General features: G+C 67.4%; 19 protein-coding genes and 1 pseudogene. 9 read left to right on the top strand and 11 right to left on the bottom strand.

The window, feature by feature from the left end:
- Nucleotides 1-65: 65 nt before the first annotated feature.
- Complete coding sequence (locus ACH4S7_RS19710) at nucleotides 66-1094, bottom strand: helix-turn-helix domain-containing protein (RefSeq protein WP_398522491.1); 1029 nt, start codon at nucleotides 1092-1094, stop codon at nucleotides 66-68.
- Nucleotides 1095-1315: 221 nt separating this feature from the next.
- Between ACH4S7_RS19710 and ACH4S7_RS19705 the strand changes: the two are divergent.
- Nucleotides 1316-1711: pseudogene (locus tag ACH4S7_RS19705) on the top strand (transposase); the annotation flags it as partial.
- A gap of 1197 nt (nucleotides 1712-2908) precedes the next feature.
- Here ACH4S7_RS19705 and ACH4S7_RS19700 read toward each other — a convergent pair.
- Nucleotides 2909-3931 carry a helix-turn-helix domain-containing protein gene (locus ACH4S7_RS19700; RefSeq protein WP_398522490.1) on the bottom strand — a complete coding sequence of 341 codons (1023 nt, stop codon included), beginning with the start codon at nucleotides 3929-3931 and terminating at the stop codon, nucleotides 2909-2911.
- 379 nt (nucleotides 3932-4310) lie between these two features.
- On the opposite strand from ACH4S7_RS19700, the gene ACH4S7_RS19695 reads away from it, so the two are divergent.
- A complete protein-coding gene (locus tag ACH4S7_RS19695) occupies nucleotides 4311-4652 on the top strand; it encodes a hypothetical protein (RefSeq protein ID WP_398522489.1) in 342 nt (113 codons plus the stop codon).
- Here ACH4S7_RS19695 and ACH4S7_RS19690 read toward each other — a convergent pair.
- The 5 genes from ACH4S7_RS19690 to ACH4S7_RS19670 form a co-directional block, all read right to left on the bottom strand.
- Complete coding sequence (locus ACH4S7_RS19690; RefSeq protein WP_398522488.1) at nucleotides 4630-5796, bottom strand: PP2C family protein-serine/threonine phosphatase; 1167 nt, start codon at nucleotides 5794-5796, stop codon at nucleotides 4630-4632. The genes ACH4S7_RS19695 and ACH4S7_RS19690 overlap by 23 nt on opposite strands.
- Before the next feature lie 139 nt (nucleotides 5797-5935).
- On the bottom strand, nucleotides 5936-6244 hold the full coding sequence (locus ACH4S7_RS19685) for a GAF domain-containing protein (protein WP_398522801.1): 309 nt from the start codon (nucleotides 6242-6244) through the stop codon (nucleotides 5936-5938).
- Nucleotides 6245-6535: 291 nt separating this feature from the next.
- Nucleotides 6536-6901, bottom strand: a complete 366-nt coding sequence (locus ACH4S7_RS19680) for a hypothetical protein (RefSeq protein ID WP_398522487.1) — start codon at nucleotides 6899-6901, stop codon at nucleotides 6536-6538.
- The gene (locus ACH4S7_RS19675; protein WP_398522486.1) at nucleotides 6898-7338 is read right to left on the bottom strand and encodes an STAS domain-containing protein; all 441 of its coding nucleotides are present in this window, start codon (nucleotides 7336-7338) and stop codon (nucleotides 6898-6900) included. Before ACH4S7_RS19675 ends, ACH4S7_RS19680 begins: the two co-directional genes overlap by 4 nt.
- Nucleotides 7339-7742: 404 nt before the next feature.
- Nucleotides 7743-7889 carry a hypothetical protein gene (locus tag ACH4S7_RS19670; protein WP_398522485.1) on the bottom strand — a complete coding sequence of 49 codons (147 nt, stop codon included), beginning with the start codon at nucleotides 7887-7889 and terminating at the stop codon, nucleotides 7743-7745.
- A gap of 578 nt (nucleotides 7890-8467) precedes the next feature.
- Between ACH4S7_RS19670 and ACH4S7_RS19665 the strand changes: the two genes are divergently transcribed.
- Nucleotides 8468-9094 (top strand): hypothetical protein, encoded by a 627-nt coding sequence (locus ACH4S7_RS19665; RefSeq protein WP_398522484.1) that lies wholly within the window; start codon nucleotides 8468-8470, stop codon nucleotides 9092-9094.
- Between the two features lie 115 nt (nucleotides 9095-9209).
- Here ACH4S7_RS19665 and ACH4S7_RS19660 read toward each other — a convergent pair whose 3' ends face one another.
- Entirely contained in the window at nucleotides 9210-9494 is a 285-nt protein-coding gene (locus tag ACH4S7_RS19660) for a hypothetical protein (RefSeq protein WP_398522483.1), read from the bottom strand.
- Nucleotides 9495-10039: 545 nt separating this feature from the next.
- Between ACH4S7_RS19660 and ACH4S7_RS19655 the strand changes: the two genes are divergently transcribed.
- The 4 genes from ACH4S7_RS19655 to ACH4S7_RS19640 all read left to right on the top strand — a co-directional run bounded on the left by ACH4S7_RS19655 (nucleotide 10040) and on the right by ACH4S7_RS19640 (nucleotide 12569).
- Nucleotides 10040-10579: a sigma-70 family RNA polymerase sigma factor gene (locus ACH4S7_RS19655; protein ID WP_398522482.1), complete on the top strand. Its 540-nt coding sequence runs from the start codon at nucleotides 10040-10042 to the stop codon at nucleotides 10577-10579.
- Nucleotides 10580-11027: 448 nt separating this feature from the next.
- The gene (locus ACH4S7_RS19650) at nucleotides 11028-11252 is read left to right on the top strand and encodes a hypothetical protein (protein WP_398522481.1); all 225 of its coding nucleotides are present in this window, start codon (nucleotides 11028-11030) and stop codon (nucleotides 11250-11252) included.
- A gap of 453 nt (nucleotides 11253-11705) precedes the next feature.
- Entirely contained in the window at nucleotides 11706-11900 is a 195-nt protein-coding gene (locus tag ACH4S7_RS19645; RefSeq protein WP_398522480.1) for a hypothetical protein, read from the top strand.
- Between the two features lie 537 nt (nucleotides 11901-12437).
- Entirely contained in the window at nucleotides 12438-12569 is a 132-nt protein-coding gene (locus tag ACH4S7_RS19640; RefSeq protein ID WP_398522479.1) for a hypothetical protein, read from the top strand.
- Nucleotides 12570-12588: 19 nt separating this feature from the next.
- Here the strand turns inward: ACH4S7_RS19640 and ACH4S7_RS19635 are convergent, their stop codons facing one another.
- The 3 genes from ACH4S7_RS19635 to ACH4S7_RS19625 all read right to left on the bottom strand — a co-directional run bounded on the left by ACH4S7_RS19635 (nucleotide 12589) and on the right by ACH4S7_RS19625 (nucleotide 13724).
- Nucleotides 12589-12999, bottom strand: coding sequence for a nuclear transport factor 2 family protein (locus ACH4S7_RS19635; RefSeq protein ID WP_398522478.1), 411 nt, complete (start codon nucleotides 12997-12999; stop codon nucleotides 12589-12591).
- 151 nt (nucleotides 13000-13150) lie between these two features.
- The gene (locus tag ACH4S7_RS19630) at nucleotides 13151-13576 is read right to left on the bottom strand and encodes a DUF4240 domain-containing protein (protein WP_398522477.1); all 426 of its coding nucleotides are present in this window, start codon (nucleotides 13574-13576) and stop codon (nucleotides 13151-13153) included.
- Entirely contained in the window at nucleotides 13464-13724 is a 261-nt protein-coding gene (locus ACH4S7_RS19625; protein WP_398522476.1) for a DUF4240 domain-containing protein, read from the bottom strand. The genes ACH4S7_RS19630 and ACH4S7_RS19625 overlap by 113 nt, the downstream gene beginning before the upstream one ends.
- Before the next feature lie 115 nt (nucleotides 13725-13839).
- Between ACH4S7_RS19625 and ACH4S7_RS19620 the strand changes: the two genes are divergently transcribed.
- Together ACH4S7_RS19620 and ACH4S7_RS19615 are read left to right on the top strand one after the other, a co-directional pair.
- Nucleotides 13840-14001, top strand: a complete 162-nt coding sequence (locus ACH4S7_RS19620) for a hypothetical protein (protein WP_398522475.1) — start codon at nucleotides 13840-13842, stop codon at nucleotides 13999-14001.
- Nucleotides 14002-14539: 538 nt separating this feature from the next.
- The gene (locus ACH4S7_RS19615) at nucleotides 14540-15217 is read left to right on the top strand and encodes a hypothetical protein (protein WP_398522474.1); all 678 of its coding nucleotides are present in this window, start codon (nucleotides 14540-14542) and stop codon (nucleotides 15215-15217) included.
- The last annotated feature ends 703 nt before the right edge of the window (nucleotides 15218-15920 follow it).

The raw sequence follows: 15920 nt of genomic DNA, 5'->3' as shown, positions 1-15920 counted from the left end.
CGGCCGCGAGTGGTACGGCGGAGCAGAGGGCTCTCACATATCTGTGAAGGCACTCTGCTCCGTATTCATTTGCGTGCGTTAGTTCTTGTCGGGGGCGTTGGGTCCTCCCCCTGTTTCCATCGGCCGTCTCTGTCGTGCGCCTGTTGCCGGAAGTCGCTTGGGGACAAGCCATACGCAGTACTGAAGATGCGGCTGAAGTGGGCTTGGACGATGAGGCCCCAGCGGGCAGCGATGGCGTGGATGGGCTGGTGCTTCAGAGCTGGGTCGGTCAAGTCGCGGCGCACGCGCTCAAGGCGTTGGTGGCGGATCCAGGCGGCGACGGTGTCTCCGTGGCTTTGGAAAAGCCTCTGCAGGTGGCGGGTGGAGATGTGGTGGGCGGCGGCGATAGCGGCCGGGGACAGGTTCGGGTCGCCGAGGTGGTGGTGGATGAATGCCTGGATCTGTAGGAACAGGGTGCGCTGGCAGGACTCAGGCGGTACGAGGCTGTCGTCGAGGTGGTGGGCGAGGATCGCGGTGAACAGGTCAAGCAGGACGAGGCCCAGACGTGGGCCATCGGTGGGTCGTTGGGGGGTGAGGCCGGTGGCCAGGTGGGTGAGGAACTGAGTGAGCAGGACGTTCACACCCTCACGCCCGGGTAATCGGGTCGCCAGTAGTCGGTCGACCTTGTGACTGGGGAGAGGGAGCAGTTGCCGGGGGATCTGTGCCAAGAGGGTTGCGGCCGTGTGCCCGCCCGCGTCGACTTGGACGTCGTAGGGCATGAAAGTGGAGTAGGTGACGAGGTCGTTGGCGCCGGTCGCGGTCACCCGATCGGCTTGGTTGATGACTTGTCGGCCCCGCAGGACCAGGGCCATCACGTACATCTCCGGATCGGAGCGGCGGATCATCTTCGCCGTCCTCAGCGTTCGCAGGGACGAGTAGCTGACTGCGGTGACCTGGCAGGCTCCCAGATCGACTGCGCGCAGCGAGGCATGGAAGTCGCCGTCGCGATCGATGCTCATCGCGTTGGGGACCAGTGACTGAGCGACGATGTCCTGCCAGGCGTCCACCCGGTCTGTGACCGGAAGGTCTTCGCTGTCGAACACCTTCTCCAGCACTACCGTCACCTCCTCGCATTTCATCCGACCCCCCGGTTCCACCGAACAGCAGCGAGACGTTCTCGATGAGTTCAGGAGGTTTCTGGCATTTGCTGCGAAGAACATTGCGAGTGCATCTGCGGCATGTCGCTGACTATGCGCGTACGGGGTTCGCCGATTCGCGAACGACGTTGATGTGAAGCAAGTCTTGTCGGAAGCCCTGGGTAGCATCCCGCACGCGGAACCCTCTTTCGCAGGTCCTGATCTCGATGCCGGGAGTTGGTATCAGGACCGGAGCCAGGATCCTCATCGAAGTCGGCGACGGCAGCACCTTCCCGACCGTCTGTCACCTCGCCGCCTACGCGGGGCTCGCCCCGGCGACCCACAACTCGGGCTTGTCGATCCGAGGCGAACAGCCCTCCCGGCGAGGGAACAAACAACTCAAACGGGCCTTCTTCCTTCCCGTGTTCGCCGCCCTCGGCGACCCGTCCTCCCGGGCCTACTACGACAAAAAAATCGGCCAGGGCGAGCACCACACCCAGGCACTCCTCTGCCTCGCCCGACGCCGGGCCGACGTCCTCTTCGCCATGCTCCGCGACGGCACCTTTTACGAACCCCAACCCACCCGATCAGCTTGACCAAGCCCATAGGGCCCCCGCTGCCCAGGAGACGGTGATTGGCGGCGGGGGCTGTCAAATGTGTGCTATCAGGGAGGCGCAGCACCAGGGAGTGGAGCTTTCTTACCAAACGTGCAGGGTCCATCCAGAGCTTGATGATGACGACGTGCACATCCATCGGGTGGTGGGAGGTAGCTTCTCGCCTGCTTCCCAGCATTGCCGCCATGTGGGAAACCACCTGGGAGGCCATGGCCACCCCTGGTTCACGGTCAAGGTGGCTGCGGCGGCGGCAGTGGGTGTCGCAGCACTCATCACCGCTCCCGTCACCGCCAGGACCATGGCCGCAAGTAGTACCGTAATTTTCTTCAGCACGGACCTCTCCTTCTCAGTCTAGTGATGCTCTTGTCCGTGTGCCGGACTGTGTCCGGCACACGGATGAGGTGGGTGGTCGGGTTGGTTCGGCCGTCGTTGCCCGGTCAGTCGTTTGGCTGGGGACGAACGATGGATTCAGCGGGCCGTTCACCTTTCGGAATTCCGGATGCGCGCCTGCACTGCCGATCCGCGAGGTGGATCTACCGGTCCTAGAAGAGCTGGCGACCGGCCTGTGTGGTGATGATGGCTGCTGGGTACGGGAAGGGCGTCGGTTGCATGATCCGGACCACGGCACGGTGCGACCCTGCGATGACGACATCCCCTGGGCCTGATCCACGCGGGCGCTGAGCGCCACCATCCATGTTGAGGTCGGCGAGTTCGTGTGAAGAGCAAGAAGGCGCGATGCGGGCCCGGCTGGCCGGGCCCGCATCGCGCGGTCAGCGAATCGCCCTCAAAGCTCCGCAAGCCGAATCGTGTTCACCCCTCGGCTCCCTGCTCTGGCGCGCCGACCTGGAGAGCTGTGGCTCACACCCAGACGTAAAGAGCGTACCGATTGGTGCTGCGGAAGGAGCAGTAGGCGTCGCCAGCGTAAGAATCCCTCATTGAATAGCACATCGCCTGGGAGTAGGTGCCGACGTGCACCCAGCCTGTAGCTGTGGTGGGTGATGTTGTGTTGGTTGCGGAGGGTGCGGGCGCTGCTTGTGCGGTGGCGGTGCCGCCCGCCATCAGGGCTGCTCCCAGGGTTATGCCGGTGAGTAAGAGACGTGCGCGCATGGGTGTTTCTCCTTGTCGCTTCATGGAACGGGAACTGCTTGGTGTGGCTGTTCCCAGCATGGTGTGCCGCGGTCAGGAAGTCCTTGTCATGGCTGGCACGGCACTTGTCTTTCCGCGCACAGTTCCAGGGGAATGGGACAGAGCCCGGTACTCCTTGGGCGGTATGCCGTAGGCCGTTCGGAAGGCGCGGGCGAAGTTGGCACTGTTGGCGAAGCCCCACCGTGCGGCGATGGCGTGGATCGGACGGGTGCTGAGGTGCGGATTAGTCAGGTCGAGGCGGCAGTGTTCGAGGCGGCGGTGGCGAATCCAGGCGGCCGGTGTCGTGTTGTCCTCGGCAAGGAGATGCTGAAGGTGGCGCAGGGAGATGTGGTGGGCGTCCGCGACCGTCCGAGCGGTGAGGTGCGGGTCGGCGAGGTGTCGCTCGACGAACGTGGTGATCTGGGCCCGCAGGGCGTTCCGGCGCGCTTCCGGGGTCAGTGCGTCCTCGGCTTCCAGGCATTGGGCGAGGGCGGACGCGAGGAGGTCGAGGGTGACTGAGGCGAGGGTGGGGATGTCGGCGGGGGTGAACTCTCCGGCGCGTGTGTTGAGGTCGGCGAGCCAGCGGGAGAGCACCCCGCTCATCCCGTGCTGCGCGGGGATCGGCACGGCGGTCAGACGCCGCACCATGTTCTCCGGCAGGGGCATTCGGGAGCGCAGACACTGAAGAATGAGGGAGGACCAGATGCCCGCGGCCGGGTCCATGGTGAGGTCCAGGGGGTGGCTGCTGTGCGCGAGCACGAACTGGCCGGGACGGAAGACTGTGTCACGCCCGTCCTGGGCCAGCCGCCCCCGACCCGCGATCAGCCAGTGGACGGTGTAGATCTCCGGATCGGACTGCCGTACTAGCTTCGGGGTCCGCACGAGTTCCAGATGCGGATTGACGTGCGAACAAATGTCCACACCTTCTAAACGCAGAAGGCGCGCCGTGGCACGGAAGTCGTGACGATCTTCGCTGCGCAGCCGGTAGGCCATATGCGGCCGTGACGTGGCGTCGGCGAACAGGTCGAACCGCTCCGACGCTGCCACGATCCCCGTGCTGAACTCTGTCACCAGCATTGCCCACCCCACATCTGGTCTTTCTCACAGGCTTGAAACGTGACATGGGGAGATGCATGCAGACCAGCACATCTTCGGCCACTGAGCGGTTCGAAAAAGTGACCCGTAGTTCAAGACTCATGCCATGGCAAGGCGCGGGTTATCGGAATCGACTAGCAATCTGATCGGCAGAGAGCGGCTCGTACCAGACCGTGCTCAAGGTTCCGGGGCCCGAAATTCTTCATACGGCGACGTCAGCGAGGTCTACGCGGTCTTCTTCGGCTTCCGCCCAGCCGTCTTCTTCAGGCATCACCTCAGAGTTCAGCGCACGCGGCCCAGGCGCATCACGCTGGCGCGGCCGCTGATTGCCGACCTCTTACATCACCCGGTAGAGCCCGGCATGGATGCGCAGTACGTCGGCGCTGCGGGAGTACCGCGCCAGCGCATTGGGGCGGCTGGGACGGACGGACGGACGGAGGAAGCCGAAGCCGAGGCGGGACGGGCGTACCGGACCGAGCGGGGAAGGCGCTGGTACCGGCACAACCCGCACGGCGCGGACGCCATCGCGGCGGCGACGAAAGCCGGCGGCACAGCGAGGGAGCGCACCGCGCAGCACCTGCTCGCGGCGCGTCTGGAGCAGCTGAGTGGGCAGGCAGCCACCCGGACCGAGACAGCTACGGCCGTCCGTGGACGGGCCGGCTGCCTGCTGGACGGTGACGTCACCGGGGCGGTGATCGTCTGACCACCGAGCTGAGTGGTGTCGATCTCGCCCGCCAGGCCCTGGTCGCGGCCCGGGTAGCGGCGCATTCGAGAATCAGGTGGGTGGCGGTCAGGACGAGTACGGCTTGGTCGTCGTCGATGTGGCGGCTGTCTGTGAAGGCGCGGACTGCGGCGGTGAGAGTGTCCAGGACGGCTGGGGCCCGCGGTGGTGGAGGAGTGAGTGCCTGGGTGAGGCGGTCCTCGTCGAACAGTTCGTTCGCACTGTTGCGGGCTTCGGTGATGCCGTCGGTGTAGAGGACCAGGCTCTCCCCGGGGGCGAGGTTGATGCGACGAGAGACCAGGCGGGGGCCTGGCAGCACTCCGAGGAGTGGTCCGTCGCTGTTGACGGGATGTGTGCCGTCCGCGGTGAGGTGCAGAGGGAGGGTGTGGCCGGCTCGGACGAGTTCTGTCGCCAGTCCGGTCCTGGTGGGGGTGAAGTGACCGTAGATGAGGGTGACGAAGCCGGTGCCGTGACTGCCGTGCCGTTTGATCAGGGCGTGGTTGACGGCCTGGACGACGGCTTCGCGGCCGGGCAGGAACGAGGCGACGGCGCGGGCGGTGTGCCGGACCAGGGCGGTGGTGGTGGCGGCCAGTGCGCCTCGGCCGCAGACGTCACCGAGCATGAGGGCCCAGCTGCCGTCTTCGAGGGAGAAGACGTCGTAGAAGTCCCCGCCGATTTGCAGCCCTTCACCGGCCGGGTGGTAGTAGGTGGCCAGTTCCGCGCCGGGCAGTGTGGGCAGTTCGGGCAGCAGAAGGCATGCCTGCAGGTCGCGGGCGAGAGCGGCGCGCTGGGTGTACTGGCGGGCGTTGCAGGCGGCCGTGGCCGCGCGGCGGGCGAGCTCCTCCGCGAGGGCCACGGTATGCCCGTCGAAGACGTGGTCGCCGGTGGACAGCAGCGTCACGGTGGCGAATGTCTGTCCGCGGTCGGTCAGCGGCACGCACAGGTACCCGGTCACGCCCAGGTCCTGCCAGGGCCCGGGTCCGGTGGGTGTGCGGCGGGGGATCTCGGTCAGTGAGGACACCAGCACACGGGCCACCGCGTCGTCGGCGGCCTCGTAAACCGGGATGTGAGAGGCCAGCAGCTGCTGCGTGTCCGCGGTCAGGGCGGCGGTGGCGATACGGCGCACCCGCCCCTCCTCGATGATGTCGACAGCGCACGGCGGGGCCAGGGCCGGCACGCACAGCGCGGCTAGCCGCTCAAGTGTCTAGGCGTAGTGGAGGTCGGAGCTGAGTGTGGTGCTGGCCCTGAGGAGGAACGCCAGGTCGTCACGGGCTGCCTTCTCGCCTGCCTCGGCGGCCCGGGCGGGCCTGCTCGGCATGATGGCGTTCGATGGCCAGCGCCGCGGTGCCGGCGAAGACACCGGCGCGTGCGAGGTCGGCCTCGACCGGGACTCGCGGAACGCGGTGGTACATCGCGAAGGTCCCCAGCAGCTGCCCGTCACGGCCCAGGATGGGAGTGGACCAGCAGGCGGCAAGGCCTGCGCGCTCGGCAAGGTCACGGAAGTCTTCCCAGAAGGGGTCAGCGGCGATGTCGGAGACGATGACGCGGTGCGCGGCGGTGCCGCAGGAGCCGATGCCGTCACCGGAGCGATACCGTTGATGGCCTGGTTGTAGAAGGCGGGCAGGCTCGGGGCGGCGCCGTGCCGCAGGTGAAGACCATCGTCGTTGGCCAGCAGAACCGAGACCAGAACTCCGGGCGACAGGTCTTCGATCACTTTCGCCATACCCTCCAGGACCTCCTCCAGGGGGGCCTGGCGGGCGATCTGCTCCAGCAGGGCACGGTGCTCGGCTGCCAGCCGCTGGGCGTGGTTGACCTGAGTGGTCTCCATCCCGATCATCCGCACCCCCATCACGTTGCCGCCCACGTCACGGCGAGGCTCGTAGGTGAAGTCGAAGAAGCCTCACGCAGCTGTGTGCCCTCGCCCAGCAGTACCCGTGCATTGCGGCCGGTGCAGGGCTGGCCGGTGCGGTAGCACGGTTCAGCAGCGTGATGAAGCCCTGCTCGGCGAACTCGGGCATCAGCTGCCCGAGCGGCAGCCCCGTGCGTTCCGGGGTACGGCCGACAGCGGTGAAGAAGGCCGGGTTCGCAGCCTCCAGCAGGTGGATGGGGCCGGCCATCGAGGCGAACAGCGCGGTCGACTCACCGAACAGTCCCCGCAGATCTGCCTCTTCGGCAGACGCCGCCGAACCGGGACCCTGCAGCGTCACTGGCCGCTCTGGTGTGCTGGTCATTCCGCCCCCCTTCCCCGAATTCTGGTCACCGTACTGGTATCGGCCGCCCTGTCACGCTCGTTCTGGGCGGCGGCAAGGGCCTCTCCGGTGCTGATGTGCAGGGGGATCACTGTGTCCAGCCCGGTCAGCGAGAAGACCTTGTCCACCGACGCAGGCGCGGCCGCCACCCGCAACCGCCCTCCCTGCGCCGACAAACACTGATAGAGCCTGACAAGTCCGTTAATGCCGGAAGAGTCGTAGAAGGAAAGAGATACACAGTCGACCACCAACCAGCGACGGCCTGGGCCGCACGGCCAGCGCCGTCTCCGCAGCCTCGTCCAGCTGCACCACGCTCTCGACGCCCAGTTCCCCCTGAAGCTCCCGCCGCTGGCCTGACCTGAACCGAAAACATCTGCCGCCACACTTCCGGTCGCCGGTACAATCGCTGAGGACCTCATCGTAGAAGCGCCCCCTTCCCGCCGACGAAGCCCACCCGGCCAGCAGACTGCTGGAGCGCTGCCCGCCTCGAAGCAACGCTCCCTCGTCTACCGACTCGTCTTCGCTGCGGCCGGAAGCCAACGGTCTGACAGCGGATTCATCCATCGAGGAGCTCTCGCGGCGGATACATGAGGCGATCGCACCCGTCGTCGACCGGATCGAGAAGGGGAAGAGCCACCCGCCGCGGTCCCGCAGGCCGTTGTCGACGACGCTGTCGGAGCGACGCCGCCACCCAATAAGCAGGGCTGAACAGTGCCCGGGGAGAATGTCGTCTCGTCGGAGACCGCTCGCGTCCGGTGGGTGGCCGACGTGGGCACCCGCTGGCCGGCGCTTGTCGTCGGACCGAAAGGGCCCGGTGCGCCGGTCAGGTGAGCGGCCGGGTGGCGGGGTCGAGGGTCAGGCGGACGAGGTGGCTTCCCAGCGCGGTGCCGGCCCCGAAGGCGAGACCGCCGAACAAGAGTGCGGCGGTGGCTGCCGCGCCCCAGCGCAGCAGGGGTGCGGGGTCCGGCACGGGAGGTGGCGGGTCAGCCGGTGCGGGGGCGGAGAGCTGGGGTGGTAGAACGGGGCGCGGCGTGGCGGGTGCGGTGCACGGTCTAGCGCTCGCTGCGGCTGGGCCGACCGTCGCCCAGTGGAGGGCACCGCCGTCGATACCGTCCCGGCCTGCTCCTCGCTCGGGCCGTGTGACGGCCGGGGGGGGCGGGGCCGAGCCCGTGTGGATCGGCGGCGCGACCGCCCCTGATCCGGCCAGACCCCGCTACCGGCTGGCCCCCGGGCCCGTCGGCCCCAACAAGTTGGCATGAATTTTTGCCGATTCACCGTCATGACGGTCCTAGTAGTGACAGCCCATGAACCACCAGCGAAGAGGACCGCCGCGTGAACGAATCCGGATTGACGACTGTGACGATCAGCGAAGCGGACTCTGGATTGATCGCATTCTCGTATCCCTTATCCCCTTCAACATGTCGGGCCGTCCTGTGGGACAGGGACGCTCTCAGGTCCCGGATACCGCAGCTTCGGGACCATCCCCTGTGTGCAGGGGTTGTAGAGCTCCCCCGTCTTCCGTTCACCGAGGACCCGATGCTCCTTACGTTGGAAGCCTCGCAGGCGGCCTTCCTGGGGGAGGACGCTGTTATCGACAACTTCACTCGAACTGTGTTCTCTCTCCCGACCGTCAAGGCAACGCAGTGGCGCGAGGCGGTCTCTCTGACTCTGTTGGGCGATTGGTACGACACGCTTGTCGAAGCAAGTAACGGCGGCTCCTTCGATGCGACGGATCTGCTGGGGTACCTACGGCGGGAGGTCCGTCGTGTGCACCTCCAACTCCAGCCGCTGTGGGAGCGTAAGGTAAGCGGTCGTCGGGTCCGGCTGCTGGACGAGCCTGTCACCGGGGGGATGCTGTTGAGGGACCTGGTCACTGACGGCAGTGGACCAGACAAGACAGTCTTGCGGACCGTGCTCGACGACCAGCGCCTCGCATCGGTCTTCGCCTTGCTGAGCCCGGCGGAACAGGCTGTTGCCCGAGCTTGGGCATTTGGCGGCGCCTTGACGTGGCAGGAGGCCGCTCAGTGTGCGGGAGCATCCGACCCGGCTGCGTTCGGCGAGCGGGTGCGCCGCAAGTTGCGGCGCCAGGGTCGGGAGTACCTGCGTCGGCGTCCAGCAGCCACCGACACCGGCTTGTGGCTGCCCCCTACCGCACAGGAGCCGGCCTGCGCCTAGGCTGCCCCCTTCCCGGAGAGGGCTGCTGTCGAAGGGCAGGTGCATGATCCTCGACCGGTTCATCCTCGCGTTGTTCTTCTGGCTGTCTGACCGGTCAGTAGCGTGAACGGGGCGCTTACCGAAGGTTGCTCCGGTAGTAGGCGGCCATCTCGCCCTCGTGCGCGGGGTCGTAGAACTCGGTGGAGCGCCAACGGGCGGTGTCAAAGTCGGGGTGAGCGCGCCACGGCAGGGTGATCAGCACCAGGTCGATCCAGTACCGGTCCTTGATCTTATGCACTTCGTGGGAGTCGTCGCTGTAGCGGAACGCTTCGCGCAGCGGCTTGAACAGGCGTTCCAGGGCGGTCTTCAGCCCCTGGGCGGTCTGGTACTCGGCTGTGTCGAGCCTGTGGGGCTGGGGCACTTCCCGGATTCAGGCGTCAAGTAACGTTTCCAGGGCGTCGAGGTCAGCGGCGGTGAGGTCGGCGGTGTAAGGCAGTTCGCGGGATGCGGTGGCGAGTGCCATAAGCGGTTCCTGTTCGCCTCGTGAGCCGATTTCTTGACCGGCCGTCACATTCGTTCTGTCGCGTCAAGCGAGGAATGAGGCTCGCTATGACTCACATCACTGCCTCCGACGGTTTCGGGTCCCTCGCGAGGAGTGTCGGCGTTTCACCCGGTCAGGGCGCTCCTCCGGGGTGAAGTCTCGATGGAATGTGCTACTCATCGTGGCCGTTCATGATCATCAGGTGATTTTCTCGGGGTGCTGTTGAGTGATCAGCCGCGGTTCCCGACATCGTGAACGGACGGAGCCAACACGCTCCCGACACCAATCAGTTCCACCCCCGCGGGGTGACTGCGCCCGCTTTGACCCTCAACCGATGGACCGCGCAGGACGACAGAGGCAGCACGTCGGAGGCCCAAGTGAGCAGCGCGGGCGTATCACCCAGTGAGAGCGGCCGGGGCTGGCCCGTGGACTTACCGCTGGCACTGCCCCTGGACTTCGAGGCGTTCTACCTCACCCACCAGGAGTTCCTCCACACCTTCGCCGAGCTTCACCTCGGCACCCGGGCCGCCGCCGAGGAGGCCGTGCACCAGGTCCCCCTGGAGATCCTCGCGGGCTGGAACGGCCTCCTGCGCGAAGGCGACCTGGAACAGCGGACCCTCGCGGTCCTGCACCGCCAGGTCACCGCCCGGCTGCAACGCGAGGGCCGGGACCCGGCATTCGTCATCAACGGACCCATATCCCAGGCCCTGCGCGCCATCAAGAACGAGATAGAGATCGCCGAGGGATCCAGCGGCCTGTGCGAGGCCATCACCCAGCTCCCCACCCGCCAGTTCTACGTCATCGTGCTGCGCCACCTCATGGGCTACCCCACCTGCCGCATCGCCCGCTTCATGGGCCTGGACGAACGCACCGTCGACTACCACGGCCGCAAGGGCAAGGAACGCCTGCGCTCCCAGCTCGGACTGCCCCCGGCCCCCGGCAAGAACACAAGGCGGGACACATGAACCACCCGGCTATCATCGACGACGTCCTCGCGGACGCCGCCATACCCACCACCCCGCCACCGGCTTCGACATCGGCGCCGCCCTGCGCCGCCTGGCCGCCGACGCCACCCGCACCACCCCCGGACCTGGACCGCACTGCACAGGCCGGACAGTGCCTGGCCACCCGTCTCCCGCTGGATCCTCAACGGACCCGGCAGCGCCCTGCACGTCGACCGGCTCGCCGACGACTCCGATCAGAGTGCCCGCCTCCTGGAGGAGGACGCCCTCGACGTCGAGGGCGCACTCGTCTACACCTGCCTGCTCTACCTCACCGGACACCGCGAGTCGGCGCAGTGCTGGTGGCGGCGGGCGGCCGGCGCGGGCAGCCGCCTACTGCCTCCACCTCCACCACACCCACCTCGGCGAACCGCGGGAATCCCGACACTGGTACCACCAGCTCACTGGCACCATGGACGACAGCACCCCACCCGACGACGCCTTCATCGAAGGACTCGAAGCCGTCGCCCGCTACGTCCGCCGCCACGGATCCGACGCCACCGCCCCCACCGGCCGCCTCGAAGGGGAAGTCGACCGCCTCGCCTCCAGCAGCGTCGGCTCCACCTGCATGATCGCCCGCCGCCCCGACCGGCGCCTGATCGACCGCCTCTACGAATTCTTCGCCCACCGCACCTGACCCGGCCCGCGACCACCAAAGACAGCGGAGCTCCTGCCCGCCACGGTCTTCTGACCGCACACCGGAGGGCTCCGCTTCTGTGGCGTGCAAGCGCGTGGTGTCCGCCGAACTGTCGGCGAACACCACGGGTGTCTCCCGCCCGCCGGACCGGACATCGTCCAGCCGGCTCCGCGCCGAGCCCGCGAAAAGTCACGGAAAGGTCAAATCTCATATGCCCTCAAGCCCGGGGCAGGCCATCAAGTCCGATCGATAGCAGAAAGGTTGAGCACCTGGAGGCGCCCGGTGTGACCACCAAGAGCGGACCGGCAGGCCGCGCCCCACCTCGGCCGACCCCGAACTGCCTGTAATCTCATATCTGTTCCTCCAAACCTCTGCAGCGTGCCCCGCTGGGGTGGTCAGTTCCACGGGACTGGCCACCCTGCCGGACACGCCACCGATATGAGGAGGAGCAGAATGCCGACCGGACCTGAAAACGACGGCACGGAACAGAGCAGCGAACAGGATTCGCCGCCCGGCTCCGGGGAGATGTCACAGGACCGGGAGGACCGTGCGAACGAGAAAAAGTGGCTGCTCATCGGGGCCGGGGTGAACCTAGCCGCAACCATCCTGGGGGCCGTCGCCGTCGAACTCGTGCAGCAGCTCCTCTGAGAGCTGCGGCCCCAGGTGGTAGGACACCCAGGGCCGCGCGGTGTATCCCGCGGTGCGGCCCCGTCAGCACACCAGCTTGGGCGGGGCCGTACTGCACTCAATCTCGTGGCCTAGGCCATGCCCACCACCATAACGCCTGGTGCTAACCCAGTGTCTCCTCACCCGGCCTTCCTCACGGGTTTCCTTGCCCTCCGAGTCCGTGGTGTCCGCCGAGCCGATGGCGGAAAACACGCTGGCCGTCCACTCTTGCTGCGGGCCCGGCAGACCACCGGGAGCCGGAATCGCTCTGTCGTCCGCAGGGGTGAATCCCGGTCCGGGCCCGTACCGGCGTACGGCCGGGGGGCGTACGGTGGGCGACCGCAGAAGGAGGGCGCATCACCGTGGACGAGAAGGCGACCTGAACCACGCTCATCGACGGCCAGGAGGTGCAGATCCCGGCGATGATCGACGGCGTCCGCCAGGCGCTCGCCGACGACCCCGGACGCCTGGCGGAGATCGGACGCACCCCGCCGCCCGGCTCGTCCAGACGCTGGCGATGTGGGCGCTCCCAGCCGGGCGTGGGCCGAGATCGACGCGCAGATGGACCGGCTCGCTGCCGGCGACTTCTCCGGCGGCACCCCGATGGAGGACCTGCCCGGATACACCCCGGCCAGAGAGGACGCCGCGTGAGCCCAGCCGGTTTCCGGGTTCAGTTCTCCGACCGCGCCCGTGCGCGCCGGGCGGTGGAGGCGGACGGCTCGATCTCCCCCGCGAAGACGATGACCTGGTCGATGAGGCTCCGCCGCAGATGGACGACGTCCGTTCCCGCCAGGCGGGGGCCTCCATCCGGCGTCGTGAAGACCCACTGGTACCGGGCCCACTCGTCCGGTATGTCCACTGCGGAACAGCGCACCATCGTGCCGGTCCCCGCGGGGTGGCGCCGGATGTCCAGCACGAACCGCTCGACCGCATCGATCCCCTCACTGCGGCCCAACGGTCCCCAGAAGACCACGTCCGAGGTTAGGGCCTGGGAGAGCAGCGCAGTCACATAGCTGTCGTCCGAGGCGTTGAACGCGGAGATGAACGTGTCGATCGCAGATCGCGCGGTCTCTTCCTGCATGCACCAGTAATACCAGTCGCCTCGCGGACCGCGCTCGTCCCGTGAGCCGTTTCCCCACCACGGTGAACCATCCCGGTCACAGCACTAGAGAGGTGTCAGTCGGTGAGCGGTAGAGGGCGATCGTCAGGGGCACAGGTCCTGATCGGGCTGATCATTTCGCAACGCTGTGGCCCAGGTAGAGGGCGATGAGCCGTGGGAGTCGGCGCTGCATCTCGTCGGGGTCGTCGAAGTCGAAGTCCTCGCCCATGTCGGCGTCGCCCTGTTCGGGCTTCCCATGGGAGGCCCGGTAGGCGTCGAAGGCATGGTAAAAGGTCTCCTCCTCACCGGTGACGTGCTGGAACGCGCGGGGTGCCGCGTAGTTGACCTTCTCGTCGAAGATGTCCTCGCCGCATGGTGCCCGTGTGTTGTTCACTGCGGGATGCGCGGCGAGGGCGTCCGGGCAGGCGGCTGCCCTCTGGTACCAGTCATGGCCCAGGGCGATCAGGCCGGCCCGGAAGTCCATGAAACTGTCGTCCGAGCAACCGCCGCCTATGAGGTAGGCGGCAGCCCCGCATGTCCCACTGGTACACGGCTTCATGCACCTCGTCGAACCGTTCCGCGTAGCCGAGGATGTCGTCCTTGCTACGGGTCGTCAGCTCGTCGACCAGAGCATCGGCGAACGGCCTGCCTTCCGTGCCGGCCGACCGCGCGCCCTCGATGACACGCCAGAACTCGTTGACGTCCACGCACCCCACTCTGCCACCGGGGTACGACACCGCCCCGGGCACATGGAAAGCAGCGGCAAGCACAGGCAGGGGGACAGGCTGCAGCCACGGAACGGGCGGGAGGAGGACGCCTCCGATGAGCGCGCAGCCAGTCCACTCCCACGAGCCGGACCGTGCCCCGCGCAACGTCGGCGGCATCGCGGCCGCGCTCGACGGCTGGCGCCGGATGGAGTTCTACCGCGAGCTCCTGGCCGCCGCATCCAAGAACGCCGAGGTGATTCTGCGGCGCTGGTGGTGAGAGGCGATGCTCGACACCGAGCCGAACAGCGACCGGCTCACCAAGGCCGCGCTGAACGGAACCCTGCCCACCACCACGGTCACCGCCGCCATCGAGCGCCGTCGCGCGGGCCGGCCCGTTGAGTGAACCGCATGGCCCCAAGCCGGAGGGCTGGCCCTGCCTGCCCTCCGCTGAGGTCGACACTCTGCTGGCCGATTCTCACTGCTCACCAACATGTTCGGCGCGATCATCGCGGTGACCGTCCAGATCAACGAGACCAAGGGGCATGTGCCGGGCAGCACCGCCTCGTCGAAGTGACCCCAGCAGCGCCGTGTCCCGCTCGGGCCGGACGGATCCCTCGGCATCGCCGAGTACGTCATCGTCGCCGACGCCTACGAGCCCCATTGCGTCCTGACCAGAGTCCAGCTCAACTGAACCGGTGGTCCGGGATGCCCGGCGGACCAGCGTTGCGACACCCCCCGAACCTGATCGACTCGGTCGGGCCGAGGCCACCCCTCCGTTCCCACCCAGCGGTCAGGGCAGGCAGCAGCGGGGGAGGGTGGCTCTGCCGTCGCTGGATCTGCGGGCCGTTCTGGCCCCGGTCCGGCTGGTGTGGGCGCGGCTGGAGCGTCCGGCCGCCCGGCGCCTGGTCGAGGCCGCTGCCCGCAGCGAGTTGGCCCGGGTGGTCGGGTTCGCCGGCCGTACGGACGCTCCGCAGGTCCTTGCCGACCGGGTGGCCCGGCGCCTGGAGGACCAGATGCGGCTGTACGGGCCGATCAAGGACCCGGTGGGCTGGCCGATCGGCCTGGCCCTGCCCCAGCGGCAGCGGTGCGGGGACGTGCGGTGTGACGACCGGATGCTGCTCGACTCCGGGCAGGACTACCCGCGCTGCGAGGACCGGCAGGCCGACCGCCGTGCGCAGCGCCGCGCAGTGGCCGCCGACGTCGACGCGATGATGCCCGGCACCGCCGAGGACGAGCGCCGTACGGTTACCGCGCGGCAGCTCCATCAAGAGGTGACAGCCCAGCCCAGGCGTGGATCCGCGAGGCCGAGTGGGAGCAGTAACGCGCCCGGCAGGGCTCCGCGGCTCAGGCCCGTGCCGAAGCCGCGGCCGCGCGACCGGCCGCCGATGTCCCGGCCCGTCGGTGCCCCCGAGGTGACCGCACGCGTCCGGTCGCCGCGCCCGACCCGGTCAACGTCGCCGACGTCGACCAGGAGCTGGTCCTGGAGGAGCTGACCCGGGAGCAGGTCCTGGACTGGCGCAACCGCGCCGCTCACGTGCGGAGAAGGCCAACCGCCAAGTCGTCCTGCAGTAGATGAAGCAGAGAGTTCGCCGCCAAGGGCGAACTGGCCCGCCTGATGGTGCTGCGTGCCCTCGCTTCCTCGCTGCCCATCGACTGAGGCACCGCAGACTCCGCCAACGGGCACGACGTGCCTCTCATGCAATTCACCATTCAGATTGCCCGTTGGTTCCGCCGCAGCCCTTCCGCGAGCTACCTGGGATAGATCTGTGTCCAGGATCCGCAGGCTACGTACTCTACGCATTCGACCATTCTGATCCTCCTGACTTCGCTGCGGACAATTCCGACGCTGAAGTTGCCATGAATGTTGTCGTTGGCCCCGGACCTATCCTCTCCATCCACGTAGCTATGCCCGCCGGCCGTGTAGGTGATTTCGAGGCCAGAGGTTGCTGCATACCCGTCAGCCTTGGAGTCCTTGACTTGGCCGCTCACGTTGACACGCGTGGACGTGATTTCCAGTTCTCCCCAGGTATGCGCTCCCAACACGTCGGCTGGCGTGTTCGCCGTGGTCCAGGAATAGACTGCTGCTGAGGAGGGGGACGTACTCAGAGCAGTTGCTAATGCAGATGCAAATGCTACGGCGGCGAGTCAGATCGATTTCGGCCCATTAAGTCTCTCCCGGTTTCATGAGAGCATGTA

Origin of the sequence: Streptomyces sp. NPDC020965 (genome assembly GCF_044333555.1) — a bacterium.
Classification (GTDB): domain Bacteria; phylum Actinomycetota; class Actinomycetes; order Streptomycetales; family Streptomycetaceae; genus Streptomyces.
This window is presented reverse-complemented; position numbering and strand designations above follow the sequence as displayed.

Excerpts from the sequence above, each read along its gene's own strand:
- ACH4S7_RS19700 (WP_398522490.1), bottom strand. The coding sequence starts at position 3,931 with ATGCTGGTGACAGAGTTCAGCACGGGGATCGTGGCAGCGTCGGAGCGG.
- ACH4S7_RS19695 (WP_398522489.1), top strand. The coding sequence starts at position 4,311 with ATGGATGCGCAGTACGTCGGCGCTGCGGGAGTACCGCGCCAGCGCATT.
- ACH4S7_RS19680 (WP_398522487.1), bottom strand. The coding sequence starts at position 6,901 with ATGACCAGCACACCAGAGCGGCCAGTGACGCTGCAGGGTCCCGGTTCG.
- ACH4S7_RS19675 (WP_398522486.1), bottom strand. The coding sequence starts at position 7,338 with ATGAGGTCCTCAGCGATTGTACCGGCGACCGGAAGTGTGGCGGCAGAT.
- ACH4S7_RS19650 (WP_398522481.1), top strand. The coding sequence starts at position 11,028 with ATGGACGACAGCACCCCACCCGACGACGCCTTCATCGAAGGACTCGAA.
- ACH4S7_RS19645 (WP_398522480.1), top strand. The coding sequence starts at position 11,706 with ATGCCGACCGGACCTGAAAACGACGGCACGGAACAGAGCAGCGAACAG.
- ACH4S7_RS19635 (WP_398522478.1), bottom strand. The coding sequence starts at position 12,999 with ATGCAGGAAGAGACCGCGCGATCTGCGATCGACACGTTCATCTCCGCG.
- ACH4S7_RS19630 (WP_398522477.1), bottom strand. The coding sequence starts at position 13,576 with ATGAAGCCGTGTACCAGTGGGACATGCGGGGCTGCCGCCTACCTCATA.
- ACH4S7_RS19620 (WP_398522475.1), top strand. The coding sequence starts at position 13,840 with ATGAGCGCGCAGCCAGTCCACTCCCACGAGCCGGACCGTGCCCCGCGC.